Genomic DNA, 21,260 nt, shown 5'->3' with positions numbered 1-21,260 from the left:
GCGGGCCGGTGGGGGCTTGTCGCCCAGTTCACCGCGCCCCTTACGGGGCGCTGCACATCGACCTTCTCAAGGAGGCAAGCCCCTATGCCCGAAGTCCTCAAAGCCCCCCTCGTCGTCGAGTTTCCCTTCACCCGGTCCCTCGGCCCCGTCCAGAGTGCCTTTCTCACCGGACTGCGTGAGCGTGTCGTCCTCGGGGTGAAGAGCGGTGACGGCCGCGTCCTCGTGCCACCCGTCGAGTACGACCCCGTGACCGCCGAGGAGATCCGGGACCTGGTCGAGGTCGCGCCCACCGGCACCGTCACCACCTGGGCCTGGAACCACGAACCGCGCCGCGGCCAGCCACTGGACACCCCCTTCGCCTGGGTCATGGTCCGGCTCGACGGGGCCGACACCGCCCTGCTGCACGCGCTCGACGTCCCCGGCCCCGACACCGTCCGTACCGGGATGCGGGTCCGCGTCCGCTGGGCGGGCGAGCGGTCCGGCGCCATCACCGACATCGCCTGCTTCGAGCCGTACGACGGTGAACCGGCCGACGTGACAGGGCACAGCGGTGAGTTCGAGGAGGCCGTCCACGGCATCGTCGCCCACGCCCGCCTCGACTACACCTACTCGCCCGGCCGCGCCCAGTCCGCCTACATCGACGCCCTGTCGTCCCGCCGGACGTTCGGTGAGCGCTGTCCCTCCTGCCGGAAGGTGTACGTCCCGCCCAGGGGGGCGTGCCCCACATGTGGGGTAGCCACATCGGAACAGGTCGAGGTGGGTCCCGGCGGCACGGTCACCACCTTCTGCATCGTCAACATCAAGGCGAAGAACCTCGACATCGAGGTGCCGTACGTCTACGCGCACATCGCCCTCGACGGTGCCGGCCTCGCCCTGCACGGCCGGATCGGCGGGATCCCCTACGACCAGGTGCGGATGGGGCTCAGGGTCGAACCGGTGTGGACCGAGGGGGCCCGCTATCCCGACCACTACCGGCCCACCGGTGAGCCGGACGCGGACTACGAGACGTACAAGGAGCTGCTGTGATGCGTGACATAGCACTGGTCGCCTTCGCGCAGACCGACCACCGCCGCACCAGCGAGGACCTCTCCGAGGTCGAGATGCTCATGCCCGTGCTGCACGACGTACTCGAACAGACCGGGCTGAAGACCGCCGACATCGGCTTCACCTGCTCCGGCTCCAGCGACTACCTGGCCGGTCGCGCCTTCTCCTTCACCCTCGCCCTCGACGGCGTCGGCGCCTGGCCGCCCATCTCCGAGTCGCACGTCGAGATGGACGGCGCCTGGGCCCTGTACGAGGCCTGGACCAAGCTGCTCACCGGGGACGCCGACACCGCGCTCGTCTACTCCTACGGCAAGTCCTCACCCGGCTCCGTGCGCGACGTGCTGACCCGCCAGCTCGACCCCTACTACGTGGCCCCCCTCTGGCCGGACTCCGTCGCCCTCGCCGCCCTCCAGGCCCAGTCCCTCATCGACGCGGGCGAGACCGACGAGCCCGCGCTGGCCGCCGTCGGCGCCCGGAGCAGGGCGGACGCGCAAGCCAACTCCCATGCACAGCTGAGGGGTCCGGTGCCACAGGGGGACTACGTCGTACGGCCGTTGCGCACCGGCGACTGCCCGCCCATCGGTGACGGCGCCGCCGCCGTGATCCTCGCGGCGGGGGAGCGGGCCCGAGAACTGTGCGCCCGGCCCGCCTGGATCCGGGGCATCGACCACCGCATCGAGGCGCACGGCCTGGGCGTCCGTGACCTGACCGACTCGCCCTCCGCCCGGCTCGCCGCCGAGCGGGCCGGCGCCTTCGAACGGCCCGTGGACACCGCCGAGTTGCACGCGCCGTTCAGCTCGCAGGAGGTCGTGCTGCGCAAGGCGCTGCGGCTCGGCGACGACGTGCGCGTGAACCCGTCCGGCGGCGCCCTCGCGGCCAACCCGATCATGGCCGCCGGGCTGATCCGCATCGGCGAGGCCGCCGCCCGCATCCACCGCGGCGAGTCCGACCGCGCCCTCGCCCACGCCACCTCCGGGCCCTGCCTGCAGCAGAACCTGGTCGCCGTACTCGAAGGGGATCCGCGATGAGCAAGGAACCCGTGGCCGTCGTAGGGATCGGCCAGACCAGGCACGTGGCGGCCCGGCGGGACGTGTCGATCGCCGGGCTCGTCCGCGAGGCCGCGCAACGCGCCCTCGAAGACGCCGAGTTGGGCTGGTCCGACATCGACGCCGTGGTCATCGGCAAGGCGCCCGACTTCTTCGAGGGCGTGATGATGCCCGAGCTGTACCTGGCAGACGCGCTCGGAGCGGTGGGCAAACCCATGCTGCGGGTCCACACCGCGGGGTCGGTGGGCGGCTCGACCGCGCTCGTCGCGGCCAACCTCGTCGCCGCCCGCGTCCACTCCACCGTGCTGACCCTCGCCTTCGAAAAGCAGTCCGAGTCGAACGCCATGTGGGGGCTGTCCCTGCCGATCCCCTTCCAGCAGCCGCTGCTGGCCGGCGCGGGCGGCTTCTTCGCACCTCACGTGCGGGCCTACATGCGGCGCAGCGGCGCCCCGGACACCGTCGGCTCGCTGGTCGCCTACAAGGACCGGCGCAACGCGCTCAAGAACCCCTACGCCCACCTCCACGAGCACGACATCACCCTGGAGAAGGTCCAGGCGTCCCCCATGCTGTGGGACCCCATCCGCTACTCGGAGACCTGCCCCTCCTCCGACGGCGCCTGCGCCATGGTCCTCACCGACCGCGCCGGTGCCGCCCGTTCCGCGAAGCCGCCGGCCTGGATGCTCGGCGGCGCCATGCGCAGCGAGCCCACCCTGTTCGCCGGCAAGGACGCGGTGTCGCCGCAGGCCGGGAAGGACTGCGCCGCCGACGTCTACCGGCAGGCGGGGATCGCCGACCCGCGCCGGGACATCGACGCCGTCGAGATGTACGTGCCGTTCTCCTGGTACGAGCCCATGTGGCTGGAGAACCTCGGCTTCGCCGAGGAGGGCGAGGGCTGGAAACTCACCGAATCGGGGGTCACCGAACTCGACGGTGACCTCCCCGTCAACATGTCGGGCGGTGTCCTGTCCACCAATCCGATCGGCGCCTCCGGGATGATCCGGTTCGCCGAAGCCGCCCTTCAGGTGCGCGGCCAGGCCGGAGAACACCAGGTGGACGGCGCCCGGAAGGTGCTCGGCCACGCCTACGGCGGCGGCTCCCAGTTCTTCTCCATGTGGCTCGTCGGCGCCGCCGCCCCCGACAACTGAAAGGACCCGTTCACGTGGCCTGTTGAGTGCCGGAACCGAAAGCTAGGCTGGCCGCGGACGACGAATTCGGGAGGAGCACGGACGTGGCCGACAGCACCATCCAGCAGCAGCGGGCAGTGGGCTGGGACAAGCCGGAGCTGGACCTCAGCGGGGCCGACTGGCAGTCCAGCAGCCGGGGCCTGGGGGATGTCCAGATCGCCTTTGTCGAGGGATTCATCGCGATGCGCAACAGCGGCAGCCCACAGAGCCCTTCCCTGATCTTCACCCCCGCCGAATGGGGCGCTTTCGTGTCGGGGGCCCGGGAGGGCGAGTTCGACCTCACCTGAGCGCCTGCTCCTGGTGCCGCCGTTGCGGCAGAGAGGTGAACCAGGGGGTGTTCCGCAAGGATTTCCGGACACGTGACCAGCAGCGCCCTTCCGGGGCCGCCGCCTGAGACAGGCTGGCCCCGGACGGGGAAGGTCGTATTCCGGAGGTGAGGAACGATGAGCGCTGCGCCGGTCATCGCCGCGGCGGACGGTTCGGACGACAGCCTGCGCGCCCTGGACTGGGCCGTGCAGGCGGCCCGGCAGCGGGACGCACCGCTGCGGGTGGTCCACGTCCGCCAGTACGCCGCCTGGGGGCAGCCCGACGTCCTGGTCGCCGGGGAACCGGACGAGGGGGGCGACCCCGTGCTCGACGAGGTCCGGGGCCGGCTGTGCACCGGTGCCGTCGGACTGACCGTCGAGTACGTCGCCCTGGAGGGCGCCCCGAGCGCGCTGCTGCCCGAACTGGGCGCCGACGCCCAGCTGTTGGTGCTCGGCTCACGGGGCCGCGGCGGCTTCGCCGGCCTGCTGCTCGGCTCCAACGGCATGGCCGCCGCCCGCGACGCCGGATGCCCGGTGGTCGTCGTACCCCGGCCCGGGCGGCAGGTGCACGAGGAACTGCCCGCCGAGCCAGGGCCCCGGGTCGTCGTCGGCCTGGACGTGGACAGCCCCGACGACGCCACCCTCGCCTTCGCCTTCGCGGAGGCCGACCGGCGCGGCGCCCGGCTCCAGGTGATCGCCGCCTACCCGTGGCCGGTGCAGAGCTGGTTCGCGGCCGGGGAACTCGTCCCGCCGACCGTCGACCGGGACGAGGTCGAGCAGGAGACCCGCACCCTCGCCGAGGGCTTCCTCGCCCCGCACCTCAAGGACCGGCCGAACCTGCGCGCCGACGTCCTCGCGCTGCCCGGCGACGCGGCCGGCCTGCTGGTCGCCGCCTCGAAGGACGCCGCGCTGGTCGTCGTCGGCCGGCACCGCCGGCGCCTGCTCGCCCCGGCCCGCATGATGGGCTCCGTCACCCACGCCGTGCTGCTGCACGCGGCCGCCCCGGTCGCGGTGGTCCCGCCGTCGCCGCCGCAGGAGTGATGTCAAGTGCCTTCGCCCAGTTACCGTCAGTAGGGAGCGGATCACCGCGGTGAAGCGTACGCTGAGCTGCCTGCAAGCCACGGTGCGCGCCCGCCCCCCGCGCTCGCGTACCACCGTGGCGGGGGGTGGTCATGGGACAGCGGGTCCTGCGGAACCGACGGACGCTCTACGAGCGTGACAGCGAACTCGCCGCCGTCGACGAGGCGCTGGCCGAGCTCACCGGCCTGGGCACGGACGGCGCGGCACCGGGCGACCGGCAGCTCGGCGCGCTGCTCGCCTTCGCCGGCCGGGCCGGCATCGGAAAGACCACCCTGCTCGCCGAGGTCCGCCGCCGCGCCGCCGCCCAGGGCTGCACCGTGCTCTCCGCGCGCGGCGGCGACCAGGAACAGCGCGTCGCCTTCCACGTCGCCCGCCAGCTCCTGCAACCCCGCCTCGCCGGCGCCCCCGAGGCCGAACTCCGCGCCTCACTGGGCAGTTGGTACGACATCGTCGGCCCCGCCCTGGGCCTGTGCGCCCCGACCGAAGGCGCCCCGCCCGACCAGCAGGGCCTGCGCGACGGCCTCGACTGGGTGCTCACCCATCTCGCCGTACGCCAGGCCCCGATGGTCCTCGTCCTCGACGACGCCCACTGGGCCGACCCCGAATCCCTGGGCTGGCTCGCCGCGTTCGCACCGCGCGCCGAGCAACTCCCGCTGCTCGTCGTCGTCGCCTACCGGCCCGACGAACTCCCCGAGCACGCCGACGCGTTCCGCGGCCTGCCCGGACGGGCGGGCGGCCGCCCGCACGGCCTCGAACCGCTCAGCGCCGACGCCGTGGCCGGCCTGGTCCGCGAGAGCCTCGGCGACCACGCCGACGACGCCTTCTGCCACGAGTGCTGGACCGTCACCGCAGGCAACCCCTTCGAGGCCGTCGAGCTGACCGCCAAGGTCCACGACCGGGGCCTCGACCCCACCGAGGCCGGCGCACCCCTGCTGCGAGACCTCGCCGCCGCCGTCAAGGGCAGCGGCCTGATCGCCCGCCTCGAACGCCTGGGCCCCTCCGCCGTCCGGTTCTCCTGGGCCTGCGCCGTCCTCGGCACCGAGATCCATCCCGCGCTCGCCGCCGCCGTCGCAGGCCTGGGCCACGAGGAGGCCGCCGACGCCGCCGACGCCCTGCGCGGCGCCCGCGTCCTCACCGGGGCCGAGACCCTGGAGTTCGTCCACCCCCTGATCGCCACCGCCGTCTACCGGGCCATCCCGCCCGCCACCCGGGTCGCCCTGCACGGCCAGGCCGCCTGGTGCGTGACCGACGACGGCCAGGGCGCCACCGCCGCCGCCCGCCACCTCCTGGAGACCCACCCCGAGGGCGACACCTGGGTCGTCCGGCAACTGCGCGCCGCCGCCGGCGAGACGCTCCGGGCCGGCGCCCCCGACACAGCCCGCGCCTACCTCGCCCGCGCCCTGCGCGAACCCCCGCCCGCCAAGGAGCGCGCGGCAGTCCTCCACGAACTGGGCAGCGCCTCCCTCCTGACCGAACCGGCCACCACCGTCAACCACCTGCGCGCGGCCCTTCAGGAACCCATCGCCGAGCCCGCGCTGCGCCACCACATCGTCTACCGCCTCTCCCAGGTCCTCGCCCACAGCGACCGCCTCGCCGAGGCCTCCGAGACCCTCGCCCGCGAGATCCACGTGACCGGCGACGCCCGGGTACGGCTCCGCATGCTCTCCGAACAGTTCATGTGGGACGCCTTCCGCGCCGACGAACCCGATCACCCCTCCCGGTCCCGTCGGCTGACCCGGCTCGCCGACCGGCTTCGGGGCCGCGACCTCACCGAGCGGTACGTCATCGGACTGCGCACCTGGGACGCCGTCCAGCGCGGCGAACCCGCCGACGTCGCCCTCCAGCACGCCGAACGCGCCCTGGCCGGCGGCCTCGGCTGGGCGGAGGCCGACCGCGGGTTCGAGGTCCCCGTCCTCGTCGCCCTCGCCTTCATGTACGCCGACCGGCCCGACCGCACGGAGGAACTCTTCGCCGCCGGGATCGCCGACTTCGAACGCCAGGGCTGGCGTGGCGCCCACCTCTCCTTCGCGTACACCCTCCTCGGCTACGTCCGCTACCGGCGCGGGCGCCTCGCCGAGGCCGAGGAACACGCCCGCTCCGGCCTGCGCCTCGCCGAACGAGTCGGCCCCGGGACCCCGGCCCACTGGTACGCCGTCGGCATCCTGATCCAGACCCTGCTGGCCCGCGGCCGCACCGACGAGGCCGCCCGCCTCGCCGAGGACCACGCCTTCCGGGAGCCCTTCCCGGCGGCCGTGGTCTTCCCCGACGCCCAGACGGTCTACGGCGAGCTGCTCCTCGCCCGCGGTCTCACGAAGGACGCGGCGGCCGAACTCTCCGCGGCCGGGCGCCGCCTCGAACCACGCGGCATCCGCAACCCCTCCTGGTGCCCCTGGCAGCTCCACCTGGCCCGCGCCGAGGCCCACGACGCTCCGGAACGCGCCCTCACCACGGCCCTGGACGCCCTGACCCGCGCCCGCCGCTTCGGCGCCCCGTCCGCGATCGGCCAGGCCCTGCGCACAGCGGCAGAGGTCACGTCGGGCGAGGCCCGCCTGGCATACCTGCGCGAGTCGGTCGCCCACCTGGACCGCTCCCCGGCCGCCTACGAGCTCGCCTGCGCCCTGGTCGCGCTGGGCACCGAACTCCACGACGCCGCCCACCTGCGCCGGGGCCTCGAAACCGCCCGCCAGTGCGGCGCCGACGGCTTGGCGGCCGCGGCACGGTCCGAGTTGGCAGCGACGGAAGCGGCAACTCTGTAGCAGGCACCGACATCGCCCCACCCGGGGCGTGCGGCAGGCGTCGTCTGCGGCATACCCAGGGTGGGACGGCGGGCGTCGACTGCGACATCCCCAGGGGCGCGGGGAACTGCGCGACAAGCCACGATGGCGCCGCGCCCGGCAATGGACCGCCACCCACCACGGCGGTCACCGCCGCCCGGCACGGCACCGCCGAACACCACCGTCGTGGCTGAGCACCGCCGCGGCGGCTCAAGAGTGCCGACGGCTCAAGCGCGCCGCACAGACGTCGGCCGACCCGCACCCCGCACTGATCCCCGCCCCACAACCCGGGCCCCGTACCATGGACCGCATGTCGTTCCTCCGTCGCCGCAGCGCCACTCCCGCCGGCCCCGAATTCGATGTTCTGGCCATGGACCCGGGTGACTGGCCCGGCAACCTCGGTGCCGGGCTGCTGCCCGCCCCCGACGGCACCTGCCAGGGCGTCTTCCTGCGCTACGACCTCTTCGGCGGCCGCGGCCCCGCGATGATCATCGGCAATCTCCCCGAGGGCTCCCCGGCCCGCGAGGTGGAGGAGGGCGAGATCCCCTTCGAGGTCGGCCAGCTCCTCCTCGCGCTGGAGAACGACGAGGACGTCACCGTCGTCGGCACCGAGGACATGCCGGTCCTGCAGGGCGACAACCTGCTGATCGTGCGGCGTCTCAAGCTCTCCGAGAGCCGGATCTCCTGCGTCCAGTTCGACCGCAGCGACGGCGTCCTGGTGACCATCGCGGCCTGGGACCGTCCGATCACCGACGACCTGTACGCCCTGCTGAAGCCGCTCCCGGCGGAGCTTTTCCAGCAGGGCTGAGGCCGGCTACTTTCCGTGGCCGTGGCCGTGGTGCCGCCCGGTCTTCGCGGCCGGCACCACGTCGACGTCGGCCGCACGGACGAACTCGATCCGGTGGCCGTACTGGATCTCGTAGTACAGGTCCTTGCCGACCACGACCTTGTGCGAGTCGGTGCTGAAGGTGACGGCGTAGTAGTACTCGCCCGGCACCTCGTCACCGGCCACGTACCTCTGGCCCGCCGGGATCGTGTACGGCAGCGGGGAGACCGACTGGACCGGTACCCCGGAGGGGTACGCGGACGCCTCCGGATAGGCGCGGCCGTACACCGGGATGCTGGTCAGCCCCGCCTTTGGCGTGATCACCACCCCGGTCGAGCCGACCGCCGCCGGGGCGCTCGCCGGGTTCTCGAACCAGGCCTTCTGCCCGAGGTACCAGATCGCCGTCCAGTCCCCCCAGGTGTCCGCCACCGTGTACTGCTGGCCGGTGGAGGCCCGTGAGGAGAGGTCGTTCACGTCGGTCGTCGGCGTCGTGCCCATGCCGATGTCCTTGATCAGGGCCGAGTTCTCGTCGTGGTCGGAGTACAGCCGTACCTCGCCGGACCCGTGCGCGGCGCAGGGCTGGCCCTTGGTGACGCAGCCGGTGTACGTCGGCTGGTTCGTGGCGTAGTCCGGCAGGATCGTGACCACACCGCCCGCCGCCACCCGGTGCCTCTTGCCCGCCTTGTGCTTGAAGGGGTGGTCCAGCAGCTCGAAGTAGTGCCGCCAGTCCCAGTAGGGGCCGGGGTCGGTGTGCATCCCGGGGATCGAGGACGTGGTCGGGCCCGGCACGGTGTCGTGGCCGAGGATGTGCTGCCGGTCCAGCGGGACGCCGTACTGCTCGGAGAGGTACTTCACCAGCCGGGCCGAGGAGCGGTACATCGCCTCCGTGTACCAGGCGTCCGGCGAGGCGAGGAAGCCTTCGTGCTCGATGCCGATCGACTTCGCGTTGATGTACCAGTTGCCCGCGTGCCAGGCCACGTCCTTCGCCTTGACGTGCTGGGCGATCAGACCGTCGGTGGAGCGGATGGTGTAGTTCCATGACACATAGGTGGGGTCCTGTACCAGCTTGAGGGTGGTGTCCCAGGAGCCCTCGGTGTCGTGGATGACGATGTACTTGATGCTCTGCGAGGCCGGCCGGTCGGCGAGGTCGTGGTTGCCGTAGTCGTCGTCCCCGAACTGCGCGTAGGGCGCGGGGATCCACTCGCACGACACCGTTGTCGGGCACTCCGTCCCGTCGTCCGCCGCCGTGGCGCGCAGCCCGGTCAGCTCCAGCTGCGCGGTGTCGGCCCGCAGCCCCGGCTGGGCGGCGAGGGCGACGAACTGTCCGGCGTCGGTGGTGCGCTCCTCGCCCGTGTGGAGGACGTCGAACACCTCGTTGGCGTACGCCGCCGCGGTCGCCGTGTCGTCGGCCCCGGAGAAGCGGGCGATCGCGCCGTACCAGTGCGCCGGATCGGCGCTGAACGGCTGGTGCAGGTCCCGCTGGGCGGCCGCGAGCAGGGCGGCGCCGCCGGCCACGTTCGCTGCCGCGTCGGTGCGCAGTCGCTCGGCCGGGATCCCGGTGAGCGCGGCGGCCTTCGGCAGGGTCTTGAGGCGGGCCGGGAGCGCGGAGTCCTGCGGGACCTGCACGCTGGGGCGGAGGGCGGGGCGGGCGCTGTCGCCACGGGCGTCCTCGGTGCCGTGGGCGAAGTGCTCGGTGGCCGTCGCCAGCGCGGTGCGCGCGTCGGTGAGGTGCATCGGGCCGTAGCCGCCGGTCACGCTGGGCGCGCCGGCGTGCGTGTCCCAGCGGGACTGGAGGTAGGAGACGGCGAGCAGCACGCTCTGCGGTACGTGGTACTCGGTGGCGGCGGACGCGAACGCCCGCTGGAGCAGCCCGGCGGCGGACTCGCCGGTGTCCGGGGGCGGTGCCGCGCCCAGCAACGGCAGCAGCAGAGCCGCGGCGGCGACGGCCCCGGCCGTCCTGCGCGTACGTCTGCCGCGGTGCGGGGGTGCGGGCTCGGTGACGGATCCTCGCAATGCAGCCTCCTGGGGCGATGGGGCGCGACGGGGCGTGCGGGGCTGAGCGTGGCTCAGTGGTACCGGCTTGCCGACGATCCGTCAATCATGCCCAGAGAGACTGGAATTCCCACGTCATACGATGATCGTGGGAGTTTCGCGGTGGCGGCCCGCAGGCCTGCGGGGCGTCAGTGGCGTACACCAGTGGGGCGTCCCCGACCTCCCGGGAGACACCCCCGGACATGCGAGGATCCGCGGTGCGCAGTTGCCCTGAGCGCACCGCGGATCCTCGTCCCCGTCAGCGAGTGCCGACCGCCGCGCGCACGGCCCGGCGGGCCAGCTGGCAGTCGTCGTGCAGCCGCCGGAGCAGCAGCCGCTGTTCCTCGCCGGTCGGCGCGGCGCCCGGGTGGGCCGTACCCGGTGCCGCCGGGGTCGCGTCGTGCATCGAACGCTGCACGGCGGTCTCGTAGGTCCGGATCTCCCGGGTGAGGACCAGCATCAGGTTCACCAGGAAGGCGTCCCGGGACGCCGGCCCCGCCGACTGGGCGATCTGGCTGATCTGACGACGCGCCACCGGGGCGTCGCCGAGGACCGACCAGAGCGTGGCCAGGTCGTACCCCGGCAGATACCAGCCCGCGTGCTCCCAGTCCACCAGCACTGGACCGGCCGGGGACAGCAGGATGTTCGAGAGCAGGGCGTCGCCGTGGCAGAACTGGCCCATCCCCTGGCGGCCCGCCGCGACCGCGATGCCGTGCAGCAGCTTCTGCAGGTCGCCCATGTCCCGGTCGGTGAGCAGACCCAGCTCGTGGTACCGGGCGATACGGGCAGGGTAGTCGACCGGGGCGTCGAAGGTGCCCGCCGGGGGCCGCCACGCGTTCAGCCGGCAGATCGCGCCCAGCGCGGCCCGGATGTCCGCCCGGGGCGGAGCCTCCACAGGGTGGCGCTGGATCGCCGCCACCCGGCCGGGCATCCGCTCGATCACCAGTGTGCAGTTGTCCGGATCCGCCGCGATCAGCCTCGGCACCCGGATCGGCGGCCGGTGCCGGACGAACGAGCGGTATGCGGCTATTTCGTGGCGGGTCCGCTCCGCCCAGGCGGGGGAGTGGTCCAGTAGACACTTCGCCACGGCCGTGCTGCGCCCCGTCGTCCCGACGAGGATCACGGACCGCCCGGTGCGGCGCAGGACCTGCACCGGAGCGAACTCCGGACAGATCCGGTGCACCGACGCGATCGCGGTGCGGAGCTGCGCCCCCTGGGGGCCGGAGAGGTCGAGTCTCCCGCTGAGGGGCTGGGTGCCGAGACCCGCGGCGCGCCGCTGCCGGCCCACGACCGGTACGGCGGCCCCGGGACGCGCGGGGTCGAGATAGGGTCCGCCGCCCGCCGGGCGGGGGCGCAGCGACCGGGGCGGAGCGGACACGGAGGACGATGCTGCGTACATGGGCGATACAGATCCCTTCGTGTACCTGCGGTGCCTGCCTGAGAAGTCCTGTGAGGGGTTCTCGCGCCGAGCCCGTCCCGGCCGCCCGGGCACACCCTGGGGAGTGTGCCCGTCGAGTGGCGACCGGGTCGGGGTGGCGCGTTCCTACCTGACACCCGTTGCCCAGTGGCACACCATCTGGCGCACCCTGGCGAACCGTGGCGAATAGTCGCCCGGCAACCGGCACCGGGCTACTGTCAACTCAGCCGAGAACCTGGGGGCTTGACGTGACCGGAGAACCCAACACCCGCCTCTCGGACCTGTTCGGCCTGGCCGGCTGGTCCAAGGGCGAACTCGCGAGGCTGGTCAACCGGCAGGCGGCGGCCATGGGCCACCCCCAGCTGGCGACCGACACCTCCCGGGTGCGGCGGTGGATCGACACGGGAGAGATCCCGCGCGATCCGGTGCCGCGGGTGCTGGCGGCCCTGTTCACCGAGCGTCTCGGCCGTGTCGTGACCATCGAGGACCTCGGTCTGGTACGGCACGGGCGTACGGGAAAACGGCCGGACGACGGGAACGTGGAACATCCCGACGGCATGCCGTGGGCGCCCGAACGAACCGCCGCGGTCCTCACCGAATTCACGGGAATGGACCTCATGCTCAACCGACGCGGCTTGGTGGGTGCGGGTGCCGCGCTCACCGCGGGATCCGTACTCAGCAGCGCCATGTACGAGTGGCTGCACACCGACCCCACACTCAAGGCCGACGCCCCCGTCCTCGACGATCCTCTGCACGCCGACCCCGCCGGGTTCGACCGCTACGAGGCCGCCCCCATCGGGTCCGAGGAGATGGAGGAACTGGAGCGCTCCGTCGAGGTGTTCCGCGCCTGGGACGCGGCCCGCGGCGGCGGACTGCAGCGCAAGGCAGTGGTGGGACAGCTCAACGAGGTGGGCGGCATGCTCGCCTACCGCCACCCCGAGCATCTCCAGCGGCGCCTGTGGGGCGTCGCCGCCAACCTCGCCGTCCTCGCGGGCTGGATGTCGCACGACGTCGGCCTGGAGCCCACGGCCCAGAAGTACTTCGTCATCGCCGCCCATGCGGCCCGTGAGGGCGGCGACCGGCCGCGTGCCGGGGAGGCGCTCTCCAGAGCGGCTCGCCAGATGGTGCACCTCGGCCGGCCCGACGACGCACTCGACCTGATGAAGCTCGCCAAGTCCGGCTCGGGCGACGAGGTGCTGCCGCGCACCCGGGCGATGCTGTACACCATCGAGGCCTGGGCACAGGCGTCGATGGGCAAGGGCCAGGCGATGCGCCGCACCCTCGGCCAGGCGGAGGACCTCTTCGTCTCCGACCGGGGCGACGTGCCGCCGCCGAGCTGGATGCAGATGTTCAGGGAAGAGGACCTGTACGGCATGCAGGCCCTCGCCTACCGCACGCTCGCCGAGCACGACCCGGCCGCGGCCGTGCACGCCCAGCACTACGCGGAGAAGGCCCTGGCCCTGCGGATCGACGGCCGCCAGCGGTCGAAGATCTTCGACTTCCTGTCCATGGCCTCCGCCTGCTTCATCGCGGACGACCCCGAGCAGGCGGACCGTTACGCCCGGCTGGCCCTGATGTCGATGGGGTCGAACTCCTCCCACCGCACCTGGGACAGGCTGCGCCAGATGTACCGGCTCACCGCCGAGTACGCCGGCTACCCGAGGATCCAGGAACTGCGGGAGGAGATCAAGCTGGCCCTGCCGAAGGCCAGGAGCAAGGGGAACCACAACAGCGCACAGGCATAGGGAGCAGCCTGCGCGCTCGGCACGAACCGGCTGATGACGTCAGGGCGGCAGCCGCTGCCCGTCGCTGTTCTTCCTATTCACCCACCTTGGCGACGAGCACGCAGGCCTCGTCCTCGCGCTCGCTCTCGCCGAACTCCTCGACCACGGCCCTGACACAGTCCTGGGCGGTGCGCGCCGCCCCGAACCGCGGGCCCAGGCCGAGGAGCGCGCCCAGAGAGTCCGCTCCGCTGTGCCCGGGCACCACCCCGTCGGTGTGCAGCAGGAGCAGATCGCCCGGTTCCAGGGTCACTTCGGCCTGCCCGTAACCGGCTCCCGAGGTGACACCGAGCAGCACGCCGTCCGGCGCGCTGAGCGCACACCCCGTCCCGCCGCGGAACAGCAGCGGGGCGGGGTGTCCTGCCTGTGCCCAGGTCAGGGTGCGGGTGGCGGGCCGGTAGCGGCAGCAGACGGCGCTGCCCAGCGCGGGTTGCACGGTGGCGTCGAGTAACTGGTTCAGCAGGGACATGAGCTGCCCCGGCTGGGTGCCGGCCATCGCCATACCGCGTACGGCGCCCAGCAGCATCGTCATGCCCGAGGCGACGGCGACGCCGTGTCCGGTGAGGTCGCCGACGCTCAGCAGGGTGTCGCCGTCGGACAGCTCCAGCGCGTCGTACCAGTCGCCGCCCAGCAGGGTGCCGGCCCCGGACGGCAGGTGGCGGGCGGCGACGTCGAGCGTGCCCGGCCCCCGGCGCGGCAGCCGCAGGGCACCGCGCCCGGGCGGCAGCACGGCCTCCTGGAGTTCGACGGCGAGCCGCTGTTCGGTCTCGGCCCGCCGGCGGTGCCGCTGCATCGTGTCCCGGCTCTCGCGCACCGTCCGCTGGCTGAGCCGCAGTTCGCTGACGTCCCGCAGCACGGCCCACATCGAGACGGTGCTGCCGTCGCCGTCGAGGACGGGCTCGCCCATCATGTGGACGGTCCGCACGTTCCCGCCGGGCCGCAGGACACGGAACTCGCCGTCGATCGGCTTGGCGTCGACCAGGCAGTCGGTGACCATCGCGGTGAGCCGGGGCCGGTCCTCGTCCAGGACCAGGGACGGCAGTTCGTCGAGGGTGAGCGCGGGCGCGGCCGGGTCACGGCCGAGGATCTGGTAGAGCTCGCCGGACCAACTGGCCTCGTCCGTAAGGAGGTTCCACTCCGCGCTGCCGACCCGGCTGAGCAGCGAGCCCGGGGCGGGCGCGGAGCTGCGGGCGGGTGCCGCCTCCGCACCGGCCGGCAGCGGGGCCGGTCCGTCCCGCAGCTGTGCCAAGTGTTCGTCCAGGTCGTTGAGTTGATGGAGTGCCAGGTCGTACAGGGCCCGCTGCCAGCGCTCCTCGGGGTCCGAACCCGAGCTCCGGGTGTCCCGCCGCACCGCGTCCACGTCACCCTTGAGCCGCCGCGTCTGCGATATCAACGCCTCGACCGAGCCGCGCCCGGGCGGCTGGCCTGCGGGGCGGTCCGCGGAGACATGGGACGGCATGACGCACTCCGATGCGGGGACTGTACGGCCAAGGCGGACGGTGGGACCGGTTACGACTGTTGCACAGCCCGCGACGCCCCGTAAGGGATTTGGCAACACACGATACGGTGGTGCTTCTGGCATATGCCAGAGTCTTCATGGGCTGGTCGACCCCTATGAAAGGTGTACGCGCCCGGTGGCCGAAGTCGTAGTGGGGCTACGCGATTTGACGGGCGCCATGAGGTCTCCGGGTCGCGCTCGGGCGGTTGTTCGACGCCTCTGTGTTCACAGTGTCGCGGTCTCGGCCAACCGCGGCAACTCTGTCTGGATTTCGCGTCATGCGAGGGGCCTTCCCGGAGTCCTACAGGCATGGACATCACTTTCGAGCAACCCGCCCGGGCCCGGCTGATCACCGCCGAGGACGAGGAGGTCCCGGTGCCCGCCACGCTCCGGTACACCTCAGGTGATCCGCTGGCCGTCTTCGTCGACTTCCCGGCCGAGGTCACCCTCGGCGGCGAGGAGGTCACCTGGACCTTCGCCCGCTCGCTGTTGGACCAGGGGCTCAGCGCCCCGGCCGGGCGCGGGGACGTCCACATCTGGCCCTGCGGCCCGGGCCGTACGGCCGTGGAGTTCCACTCGCCGCACGGCCTCGCCCTGCTCCAGTTCGACACCCAGGCCCTCTTCCGGTTCCTGCAGCGCACCCACGAGGTGGTGGCCCCGGGGCAGGAGGACGTCGAGGCCGTCGTGGAGCGGGGGCTGAGCACGCTGTTCGGGGGCGTGTGAGGCGTACGGGGCGCTACCGACCCGTACTTTGACTCTTGTTCACTCCCGCCTCACCGATCGGGCCCGGAGCCTGCCGACCGCCCCGTGCACCCTGGCGCGCGGTGTGCCGCACGGGCGCACCGGTGACGAGGACGGGGCGAATGACACCGATCAGCCGAAGAGGCTTCGTGGGACTGGGCGCTTCCGTGGCGGCGGGCATGACAGCGGGTGCCGCCGGCCCACGGACCGCGGCAGCGGCCGCGGCCCGGAGCACGGCGACCGGCACGATCTCGGACGTCAAGCACGTGGTGATCCTCATGCAGGAGAACCGCAGCTTCGACCACTACTTCGGGCGCCTCAAGGGCGTCCGCGGCTTCGCGGACCGCAGCGGCATCACCCTGAGCGGCGGCTATCCGGTCTTCAACCAGCCGAACGGCACGGGCCGCCAGTACCCGTGGAAGCTCAGCGCCACCCCCGACGCGGGCGGCAAGGACGGCGAGACCCTCGCCCAGTGCAACGGCGACCTCCCCCACTCCTGGTCCTCCCAGCACTCCGCGTGGAACAAGGGCCGCCTCGACAACTGGGTCGCGGGCGTCGGCAACGTGCGTTCCCTCGGCTATCTGGACCGCGCCGACATCCCCTTCCACTACGCGCTCGCCGACACCTACACGATCTGCGACGCCTACTTCTGCTCCACCCTCAGCGCCACCGGTCCCAACCGCACCTACCTGTGGAGCGGCAAGGTCGACTCGTCCAGCTACGACGGCGGCGACGAGTCGGGCCTGACCTGGCAGAACTACGCCGAGGCCCTGCAGAGCGCCGGAGTGACCTGGAAGGTCTACCAGAACGCCCAGGACAACTACGGGGACAACGGCTGCGCGTACTTCAAGAACTTCGCGAACGCCAAAGCGGGCAACCCGCTCCGCGACCGGGGCATGTCCTCCGTCCCCGCGGTGACCGGCTCCACCCCCGACGACATCGCCGCCGCGATCAAGGCCGACGTCGTCGCCGGCACCTTCCCGCAGGTCTCCTGGGTGGTCGCCAACCAGGCGTTCTCCGAGCACCCCTACGCCCCGCCCGGCGACGGCGCCCACTTCGTCAGCCTGGTCTACCAGGCCCTCGCCGCCGACGCGGACGTCTTCGACTCCACCGTGCTGTTCCTCAACTACGACGAGAACGACGGCTACTTCGACCACGTACCGCCCCCGGCCCCGCCCGCCGGCACGGCCGGCGAGTTCCTGAACGGCGTGCCCTACGGCTTCGGCTTCCGGGTCCCGATGATCGTCATCTCGCCCTGGACCCGCGGCGGCTGGGTCTCCTCCGAGGTCTTCGAGCACACCTCGGTGCTGCGCTTCCTGGAGACCTGGACGGCGGCCCTCGGCAAACCCGCGAACTGCCCCAACATCAGCGTCTGGCGGCGCGCCGTGAGCGGCGACCTGACCGGCGTCTTCGACTTCGCCAACCCGGTCTACGGCGCCGTCTCCCTGCCCGCGACCGGCGTCATCGGCTACTCCTCCTGCGGCCCGCTGCCCAACCCGGTGCCCACCACCAACGCCCTGCCCGCCCAGGAGTCCGGCACCCGACCGGCCCGCGCGCTGCCCTACCAGCCGAACGGCTACCTGGACCACCTGGAGTTCGGGACCGCCGGCACCGTCCGCGCCTGGTTCACCATGGCCAACCAGGGCAGCCCGGCGACCCGGGCGGCCCACTTCTCCCTCCACCCGAACGCCTACCGGGACACCACCCCATGGCAGTACACGGTGGACGCCGGTTCCACCGCCTCCGACTACTTCAACATCGGCACCGGGTACGGCGCCGGCAAGTACGACATCACCATGGCCGGCCCCAACCGCTTCCTGCGCCGCTTCCAGGGCGACGCCACCAAGGCCGGCAAGTCGGCGGAGGTGAGCACCCGTTACGCCGTGGAGCCCGGCACCGGCAAGCTCGCCGTCTGGTTCAAGATGGCCAACACCGGCTCCGGGCCGGTGAAGTTCACCATCACCTCGAACAACTACCGCACCGACGGCCCCTGGACGTACACGGTCGCGGCGGGTGCCTCGGCCGAGGACTACTTCAACGCCGTCGCGTACCAGGGCGGCTGGTACGACTTCACGGTCACGGTGGACTCCGACGCGACCTGGTCGCGCCGGTTCACCGGCCATCTGGAGACGGGCGCCGCCTCCGTCAGCGGCTGAGGTCCGCGTACAGGTCCGGGCGCGGGGCGAGCTCGACGGTCGTACGGCCGCCGGTCTCCAGCGCCCGGACCCCGGCCTCGGCGACCACGGAGGAGGCGTAGCCGTCCCAGGCGCCCGGTCCGGTGACCCGGCCCTGCCGGGTGGCGTCCACCCAGGCCTGCACCTCGCGGTCGTAGGCGTCGGCGAACCGCACCAGGTAGTCCTGGGCCACCTCCTCGCGGGCGCCGCCGCCCGCGGTGACCAGCATGGTGTGGTCCTCGCCGATCCGGGCACTGCCCCGCTCGCACACGGCCTCGCAGCGCACCTGGTAACCGAAGCCGCAGTTCACGAAGACCTCGACGTCGACGACGGCACCCCCGTCGGTCTCGAACAGCACCAGCTGCGGGTCGAGCAGCCCCTCGGGGGCGCCCGCGGAGGGCCGAGGCCGCAGCACGGTCACCGCGGTCAGCTCCTGGCCGAGCAGCCAGCGGGCCGCGTCGATCTCGTGCGACACCGAGCTGTTGATGAGCATGGCGCTGGTGAAGCCGGGTGGCGAGGACACGTTGCGGTGGATGCAGTGCAGCATCAGCGGCCGGCCCAGGCTTCCGCCGTCCAGCAGCGACTTCAGGCGCCCGAACTCGGCGTCGTAGCGGCGCATGAACCCGATCTGCGCCAGCCTGCGCCCGAGCCTCGCCTCGGCGTCCACCACCCGCAGCGCACCGGTGGAGTCCGGCACCATGGGCTTCTCGCACAGTACCGGGAGCCCACGCTCGAAGGAGGCGAGCAACGGCTCCTCGTGCGCCGGGCCCGGAGAGGCGATCAGCACGGCGTCGACACCCGGCGCGGCCAGGGCGGCCAGCGGATCGGCGTGCACGGTGACGCCGTCCAGACCGGCCACCGCCTCCTTGGCGCGGTCGAGGTCGGGGTCGGCCACCGCGGCCACCCGCGCGCCGCTGATCACCTGGTCCAGTCGTCGTATGTGGTCGGCCCCCATGTGTCCGGCACCCAGCACCGCGACGCCCAGCAACTCAGCCACGCCCACACACTCCCTCTCGGCCGACGATGACGGCCCAGAGCCTACGTCGGCCGGATGAGGGGCTCGTCAGTAGCGCAGCACGCCGGCGATGCCGTTCTCGTCGCCCAGAGTGCCGTCGGGGACGAAGCGGACGTCGGCGCCGGTCTCCAGGCACTGTTCCACGATCTCGTCCACGATGTCGTCGCGGGCGTCGAGGTCACCGCTCACGGCCGGCACCAGGTGGTCGCCGTCGTCGCGGACCGTGGTGCGGTAGTTCTCCTCGACGGCGAGCAGCCGGACCCGGCCCTCGCGGGCGTTCTGCCAGACCTCGTCGACACCGGCCGCGAACGCCTTGTGGCCGCGCGCGGACTCGAGTTCCCGGGTCACCGACGCGGTGCTCCGGCGGTTCTCCGCCTGGAGCAGCGGGGTGATCGCCTGCCACACGGCCTCCGGGCCGGCGTGCGAGAGACCGCCGTGCCGTACGGGGATGCTGTGCCTGGCGACGTTGCCGAGCTCCTCCCAGAGGGAGAGGGCGGCCTGCTCGCCGGTGACGTACAGGGGCCGCGGCTCGTCGCGCAGCAGCGCGGCCATCGCGGTGTTGGCGTCCCGCAGGAAGTGCTTGGTGTCCTCGTCGCGGAAGGTGCTGGGTGTGTCCCCGATCTGCTCCTGGCGCTCGGCGTCGAAGTTCCGCTGCGGGCGGTCCATCGGGAAACCGCCGGACCGGCTCTCGGTGACGCGGTCGACGCCGCCGTTCCACAGCGTGATGCGGTCGGCCGAGATCGAGAGCACCCAGAACGGGCGCTCGGCGGCGTGTGCCGAGACCAGGTTGCGGGTCAGGAAGGTGTCCGAGAGCACCACGCGCTCGGGCACGCTGCGGGCCAGCGACCACACCTGGTGCTCACCAGGCGCGGCGAAGATCACCAGACCGTCCTCGGTGTACGTCAGATCGACCTCGGCGAGCGCCTGTTCGAGCTGGCTGACCACGTCGGAGCGCCGGTCCCGGGTGACCGCGGGATCCGCCTCCAGCTGCTTCTTCGCCTCGGCCACGACATTGCGCAGCCGGACGGGGTCCTGGGCGTTGTCGGGCTCACGGCGGTGCGTCGGCGTCAGCACCGACACGGCGGGGTAAGGGCGCGGGCGGCGCAGCTCGGCAAGGGTCGAAGGACTGAGTGCGTGCTCCATATCAGCACCATAGGGCCGATTCGCCATTGCGGCATTTGGGGTAATTCCCCGGTGCCGTCGGATCCGGCGCGCGCCGTAACCGTGTTGAGGCCCGGCGGCCGGTGACGGCGGGCCGGACGGCCCGTTACCGTACCCGGGAGTAACCGGATCACGCCCCAGGAGGCCCCCCATGCCGCAGTTCGAAGTCGACGGAGCGGCACTGACGTACGACGACGAGGGCCCCCGCGACGGCGCCGCGGCGCCCCTGGTGTTCATCCACGGCTGGACCGCGAACCGGCACCGCTGGGACCACCAGGTGGCGCACTTCGCCGGAGCGCGCCGGGTGATCCGGCTCGACCTGCGCGGCCACGGCGAGAGCACCGGGGCCGGCGTGGAGACGGTCGCCGAACTGGCCGAGGACGTGGTCGCGCTCCTCGACCACCTGGAGGTGGATCGTTTCGTCCCCGTCGGACACTCCATGGGCGGCATGATCTCCCAGACCCTCGCGCTGGCCCACCCCGAGCGCGTCGAGCGCATGGTCCTGGTCAACTCCATCGGCCGGATGACGTACAGCCGTGGCCGCGGCCTGCTGATGGCTGCCTCGACCCTCGTGCCGTTCAAGCTGTTCGTCGCCGCCAACATCCAGCGCGCCTTCGCCCCCGGCTACCCGCGCGAGCAGATCCGGGAGTACGTCCGCGCGTCCGCCGGCACCCCGCGCGAGGTCGTCATGACGCTGTACGGCGCCATGCGGGCCTTCGACGTCCTCGACCGGGCCGGTGAGATCACCGCGCCCACCCTGATGGTGCACGGCTACCACGACATCCAGCTGCCGGTGGGGCAGATGCTGCGGATGGCCAAGGCGTACCCGGACGCCGAGGTCCGGATCATCGACGCGGGCCACGAACTGCCGGTGGAGCGGCCGGCCGAGCTGACGGCGGTGCTGGACCGGTTCCTGACGCCGGCCGCGTAGCGCGAACCCACGACAGCACCAGGTGACCGGCGCCCGGCGAAAGCCGCGGCGCCGACCCGTTTGGGGAACTTTTTGCGCTTGGCCTGTTCGAGGCGGACGGAGCCCGGTGCGGGGCGGGTTCGCGGGGCTCGCGCGGGCAAAACGCGTCCGAAAGTGGGGGCGGTGTACTCCGTTCGTGTTACGGCCAGGTTGACCGGCCGAGGTCCCGGGCGCACGCTCGTTATATAGGTGCTGAATACAAGTGGTTCGCTC

General features: G+C 72.5%; 16 protein-coding genes. 11 read left to right on the top strand and 5 right to left on the bottom strand.

The features are described 5' to 3' along the window. Positions 1-84 precede the first annotated feature (84 nt). From ACFY6U_RS17125 to ACFY6U_RS17095, 7 genes are all read left to right on the top strand, one after another. Positions 85-1,026 carry a Zn-ribbon domain-containing OB-fold protein gene (locus ACFY6U_RS17125; RefSeq protein ID WP_390038916.1) on the top strand — a complete coding sequence of 314 codons (942 nt, stop codon included), beginning with the start codon at positions 85-87 and terminating at the stop codon, positions 1,024-1,026. Then, positions 1,026-2,072, top strand: coding sequence for a thiolase domain-containing protein (locus ACFY6U_RS17120; protein ID WP_390038914.1), 1,047 nt, complete (start codon positions 1,026-1,028; stop codon positions 2,070-2,072). Before ACFY6U_RS17125 ends, ACFY6U_RS17120 begins: the two co-directional genes overlap by 1 nt. Continuing rightward, on the top strand, positions 2,069-3,235 hold the full coding sequence (locus ACFY6U_RS17115) for a thiolase domain-containing protein (protein WP_351494958.1): 1,167 nt from the start codon (positions 2,069-2,071) through the stop codon (positions 3,233-3,235). Before ACFY6U_RS17120 ends, ACFY6U_RS17115 begins: the two co-directional genes overlap by 4 nt. Before the next feature lie 83 nt (positions 3,236-3,318). Continuing rightward, positions 3,319-3,561: a DUF397 domain-containing protein gene (locus tag ACFY6U_RS17110; RefSeq protein ID WP_351494960.1), complete on the top strand. Its 243-nt coding sequence runs from the start codon at positions 3,319-3,321 to the stop codon at positions 3,559-3,561. 156 nt (positions 3,562-3,717) lie between these two features. Next, complete coding sequence (locus tag ACFY6U_RS17105; protein ID WP_390038911.1) at positions 3,718-4,620, top strand: universal stress protein; 903 nt, start codon at positions 3,718-3,720, stop codon at positions 4,618-4,620. Positions 4,621-4,751: 131 nt separating this feature from the next. Next, positions 4,752-7,415, top strand: coding sequence for an ATP-binding protein (locus ACFY6U_RS17100; RefSeq protein WP_390038909.1), 2,664 nt, complete (start codon positions 4,752-4,754; stop codon positions 7,413-7,415). A gap of 328 nt (positions 7,416-7,743) precedes the next feature. Then, positions 7,744-8,241 carry a hypothetical protein gene (locus ACFY6U_RS17095; RefSeq protein WP_093507815.1) on the top strand — a complete coding sequence of 166 codons (498 nt, stop codon included), beginning with the start codon at positions 7,744-7,746 and terminating at the stop codon, positions 8,239-8,241. Positions 8,242-8,247: 6 nt separating this feature from the next. Here the strand turns inward: ACFY6U_RS17095 and ACFY6U_RS17090 are convergent, their stop codons facing one another. Together ACFY6U_RS17090 and ACFY6U_RS17085 are read right to left on the bottom strand one after the other, a co-directional pair. Then, on the bottom strand, positions 8,248-10,272 hold the full coding sequence (locus tag ACFY6U_RS17090; RefSeq protein ID WP_390038907.1) for an N-acetylmuramoyl-L-alanine amidase: 2,025 nt from the start codon (positions 10,270-10,272) through the stop codon (positions 8,248-8,250). A gap of 277 nt (positions 10,273-10,549) precedes the next feature. Then, the gene (locus ACFY6U_RS17085) at positions 10,550-11,689 is read right to left on the bottom strand and encodes an aminoglycoside phosphotransferase family protein (protein WP_390038905.1); all 1,140 of its coding nucleotides are present in this window, start codon (positions 11,687-11,689) and stop codon (positions 10,550-10,552) included. 266 nt (positions 11,690-11,955) lie between these two features. Between ACFY6U_RS17085 and ACFY6U_RS17080 the strand changes: the two genes are divergently transcribed. Then, positions 11,956-13,452 carry a hypothetical protein gene (locus ACFY6U_RS17080; RefSeq protein ID WP_351494970.1) on the top strand — a complete coding sequence of 499 codons (1,497 nt, stop codon included), beginning with the start codon at positions 11,956-11,958 and terminating at the stop codon, positions 13,450-13,452. Between the two features lie 73 nt (positions 13,453-13,525). Here ACFY6U_RS17080 and ACFY6U_RS17075 read toward each other — a convergent pair whose 3' ends face one another. Continuing rightward, complete coding sequence (locus ACFY6U_RS17075) at positions 13,526-14,947, bottom strand: PP2C family protein-serine/threonine phosphatase (RefSeq protein ID WP_390038903.1); 1,422 nt, start codon at positions 14,945-14,947, stop codon at positions 13,526-13,528. Between the two features lie 348 nt (positions 14,948-15,295). Here ACFY6U_RS17075 and ACFY6U_RS17070 point away from each other — a divergent pair, with 348 nt between their 5' ends. Both ACFY6U_RS17070 and ACFY6U_RS17065 read left to right on the top strand, forming a co-directional pair. Then, positions 15,296-15,709 carry an SsgA family sporulation/cell division regulator gene (locus ACFY6U_RS17070; RefSeq protein ID WP_351494974.1) on the top strand — a complete coding sequence of 138 codons (414 nt, stop codon included), beginning with the start codon at positions 15,296-15,298 and terminating at the stop codon, positions 15,707-15,709. Positions 15,710-15,849: 140 nt separating this feature from the next. Beyond that, the gene (locus ACFY6U_RS17065) at positions 15,850-17,883 is read left to right on the top strand and encodes a phosphocholine-specific phospholipase C (protein ID WP_390038901.1); all 2,034 of its coding nucleotides are present in this window, start codon (positions 15,850-15,852) and stop codon (positions 17,881-17,883) included. Here ACFY6U_RS17065 and ACFY6U_RS17060 read toward each other — a convergent pair. Both ACFY6U_RS17060 and ACFY6U_RS17055 read right to left on the bottom strand, forming a co-directional pair. Continuing rightward, positions 17,873-18,898 (bottom strand): Gfo/Idh/MocA family protein, encoded by a 1,026-nt coding sequence (locus ACFY6U_RS17060; protein ID WP_390038899.1) that lies wholly within the window; start codon positions 18,896-18,898, stop codon positions 17,873-17,875. The two genes, ACFY6U_RS17065 and ACFY6U_RS17060, sit on opposite strands and share 11 nt — an antisense overlap. A gap of 66 nt (positions 18,899-18,964) precedes the next feature. Next, positions 18,965-20,059: a chemotaxis protein gene (locus ACFY6U_RS17055; RefSeq protein WP_390038897.1), complete on the bottom strand. Its 1,095-nt coding sequence runs from the start codon at positions 20,057-20,059 to the stop codon at positions 18,965-18,967. A gap of 169 nt (positions 20,060-20,228) precedes the next feature. Between ACFY6U_RS17055 and ACFY6U_RS17050 the strand changes: the two genes are divergently transcribed. Then, positions 20,229-21,008, top strand: coding sequence for an alpha/beta fold hydrolase (locus ACFY6U_RS17050; RefSeq protein ID WP_390038895.1), 780 nt, complete (start codon positions 20,229-20,231; stop codon positions 21,006-21,008). Positions 21,009-21,260: the final 252 nt, after the last annotated feature.

The sequence above is a fragment of the Streptomyces sp. NPDC013157 genome, assembly GCF_042899865.1.
GTDB lineage: Bacteria > Actinomycetota > Actinomycetes > Streptomycetales > Streptomycetaceae > Streptomyces.
The sequence above is the reverse complement of the archived record's forward strand: the minus strand, read 5'-3'. Positions and strand labels throughout refer to the sequence as shown.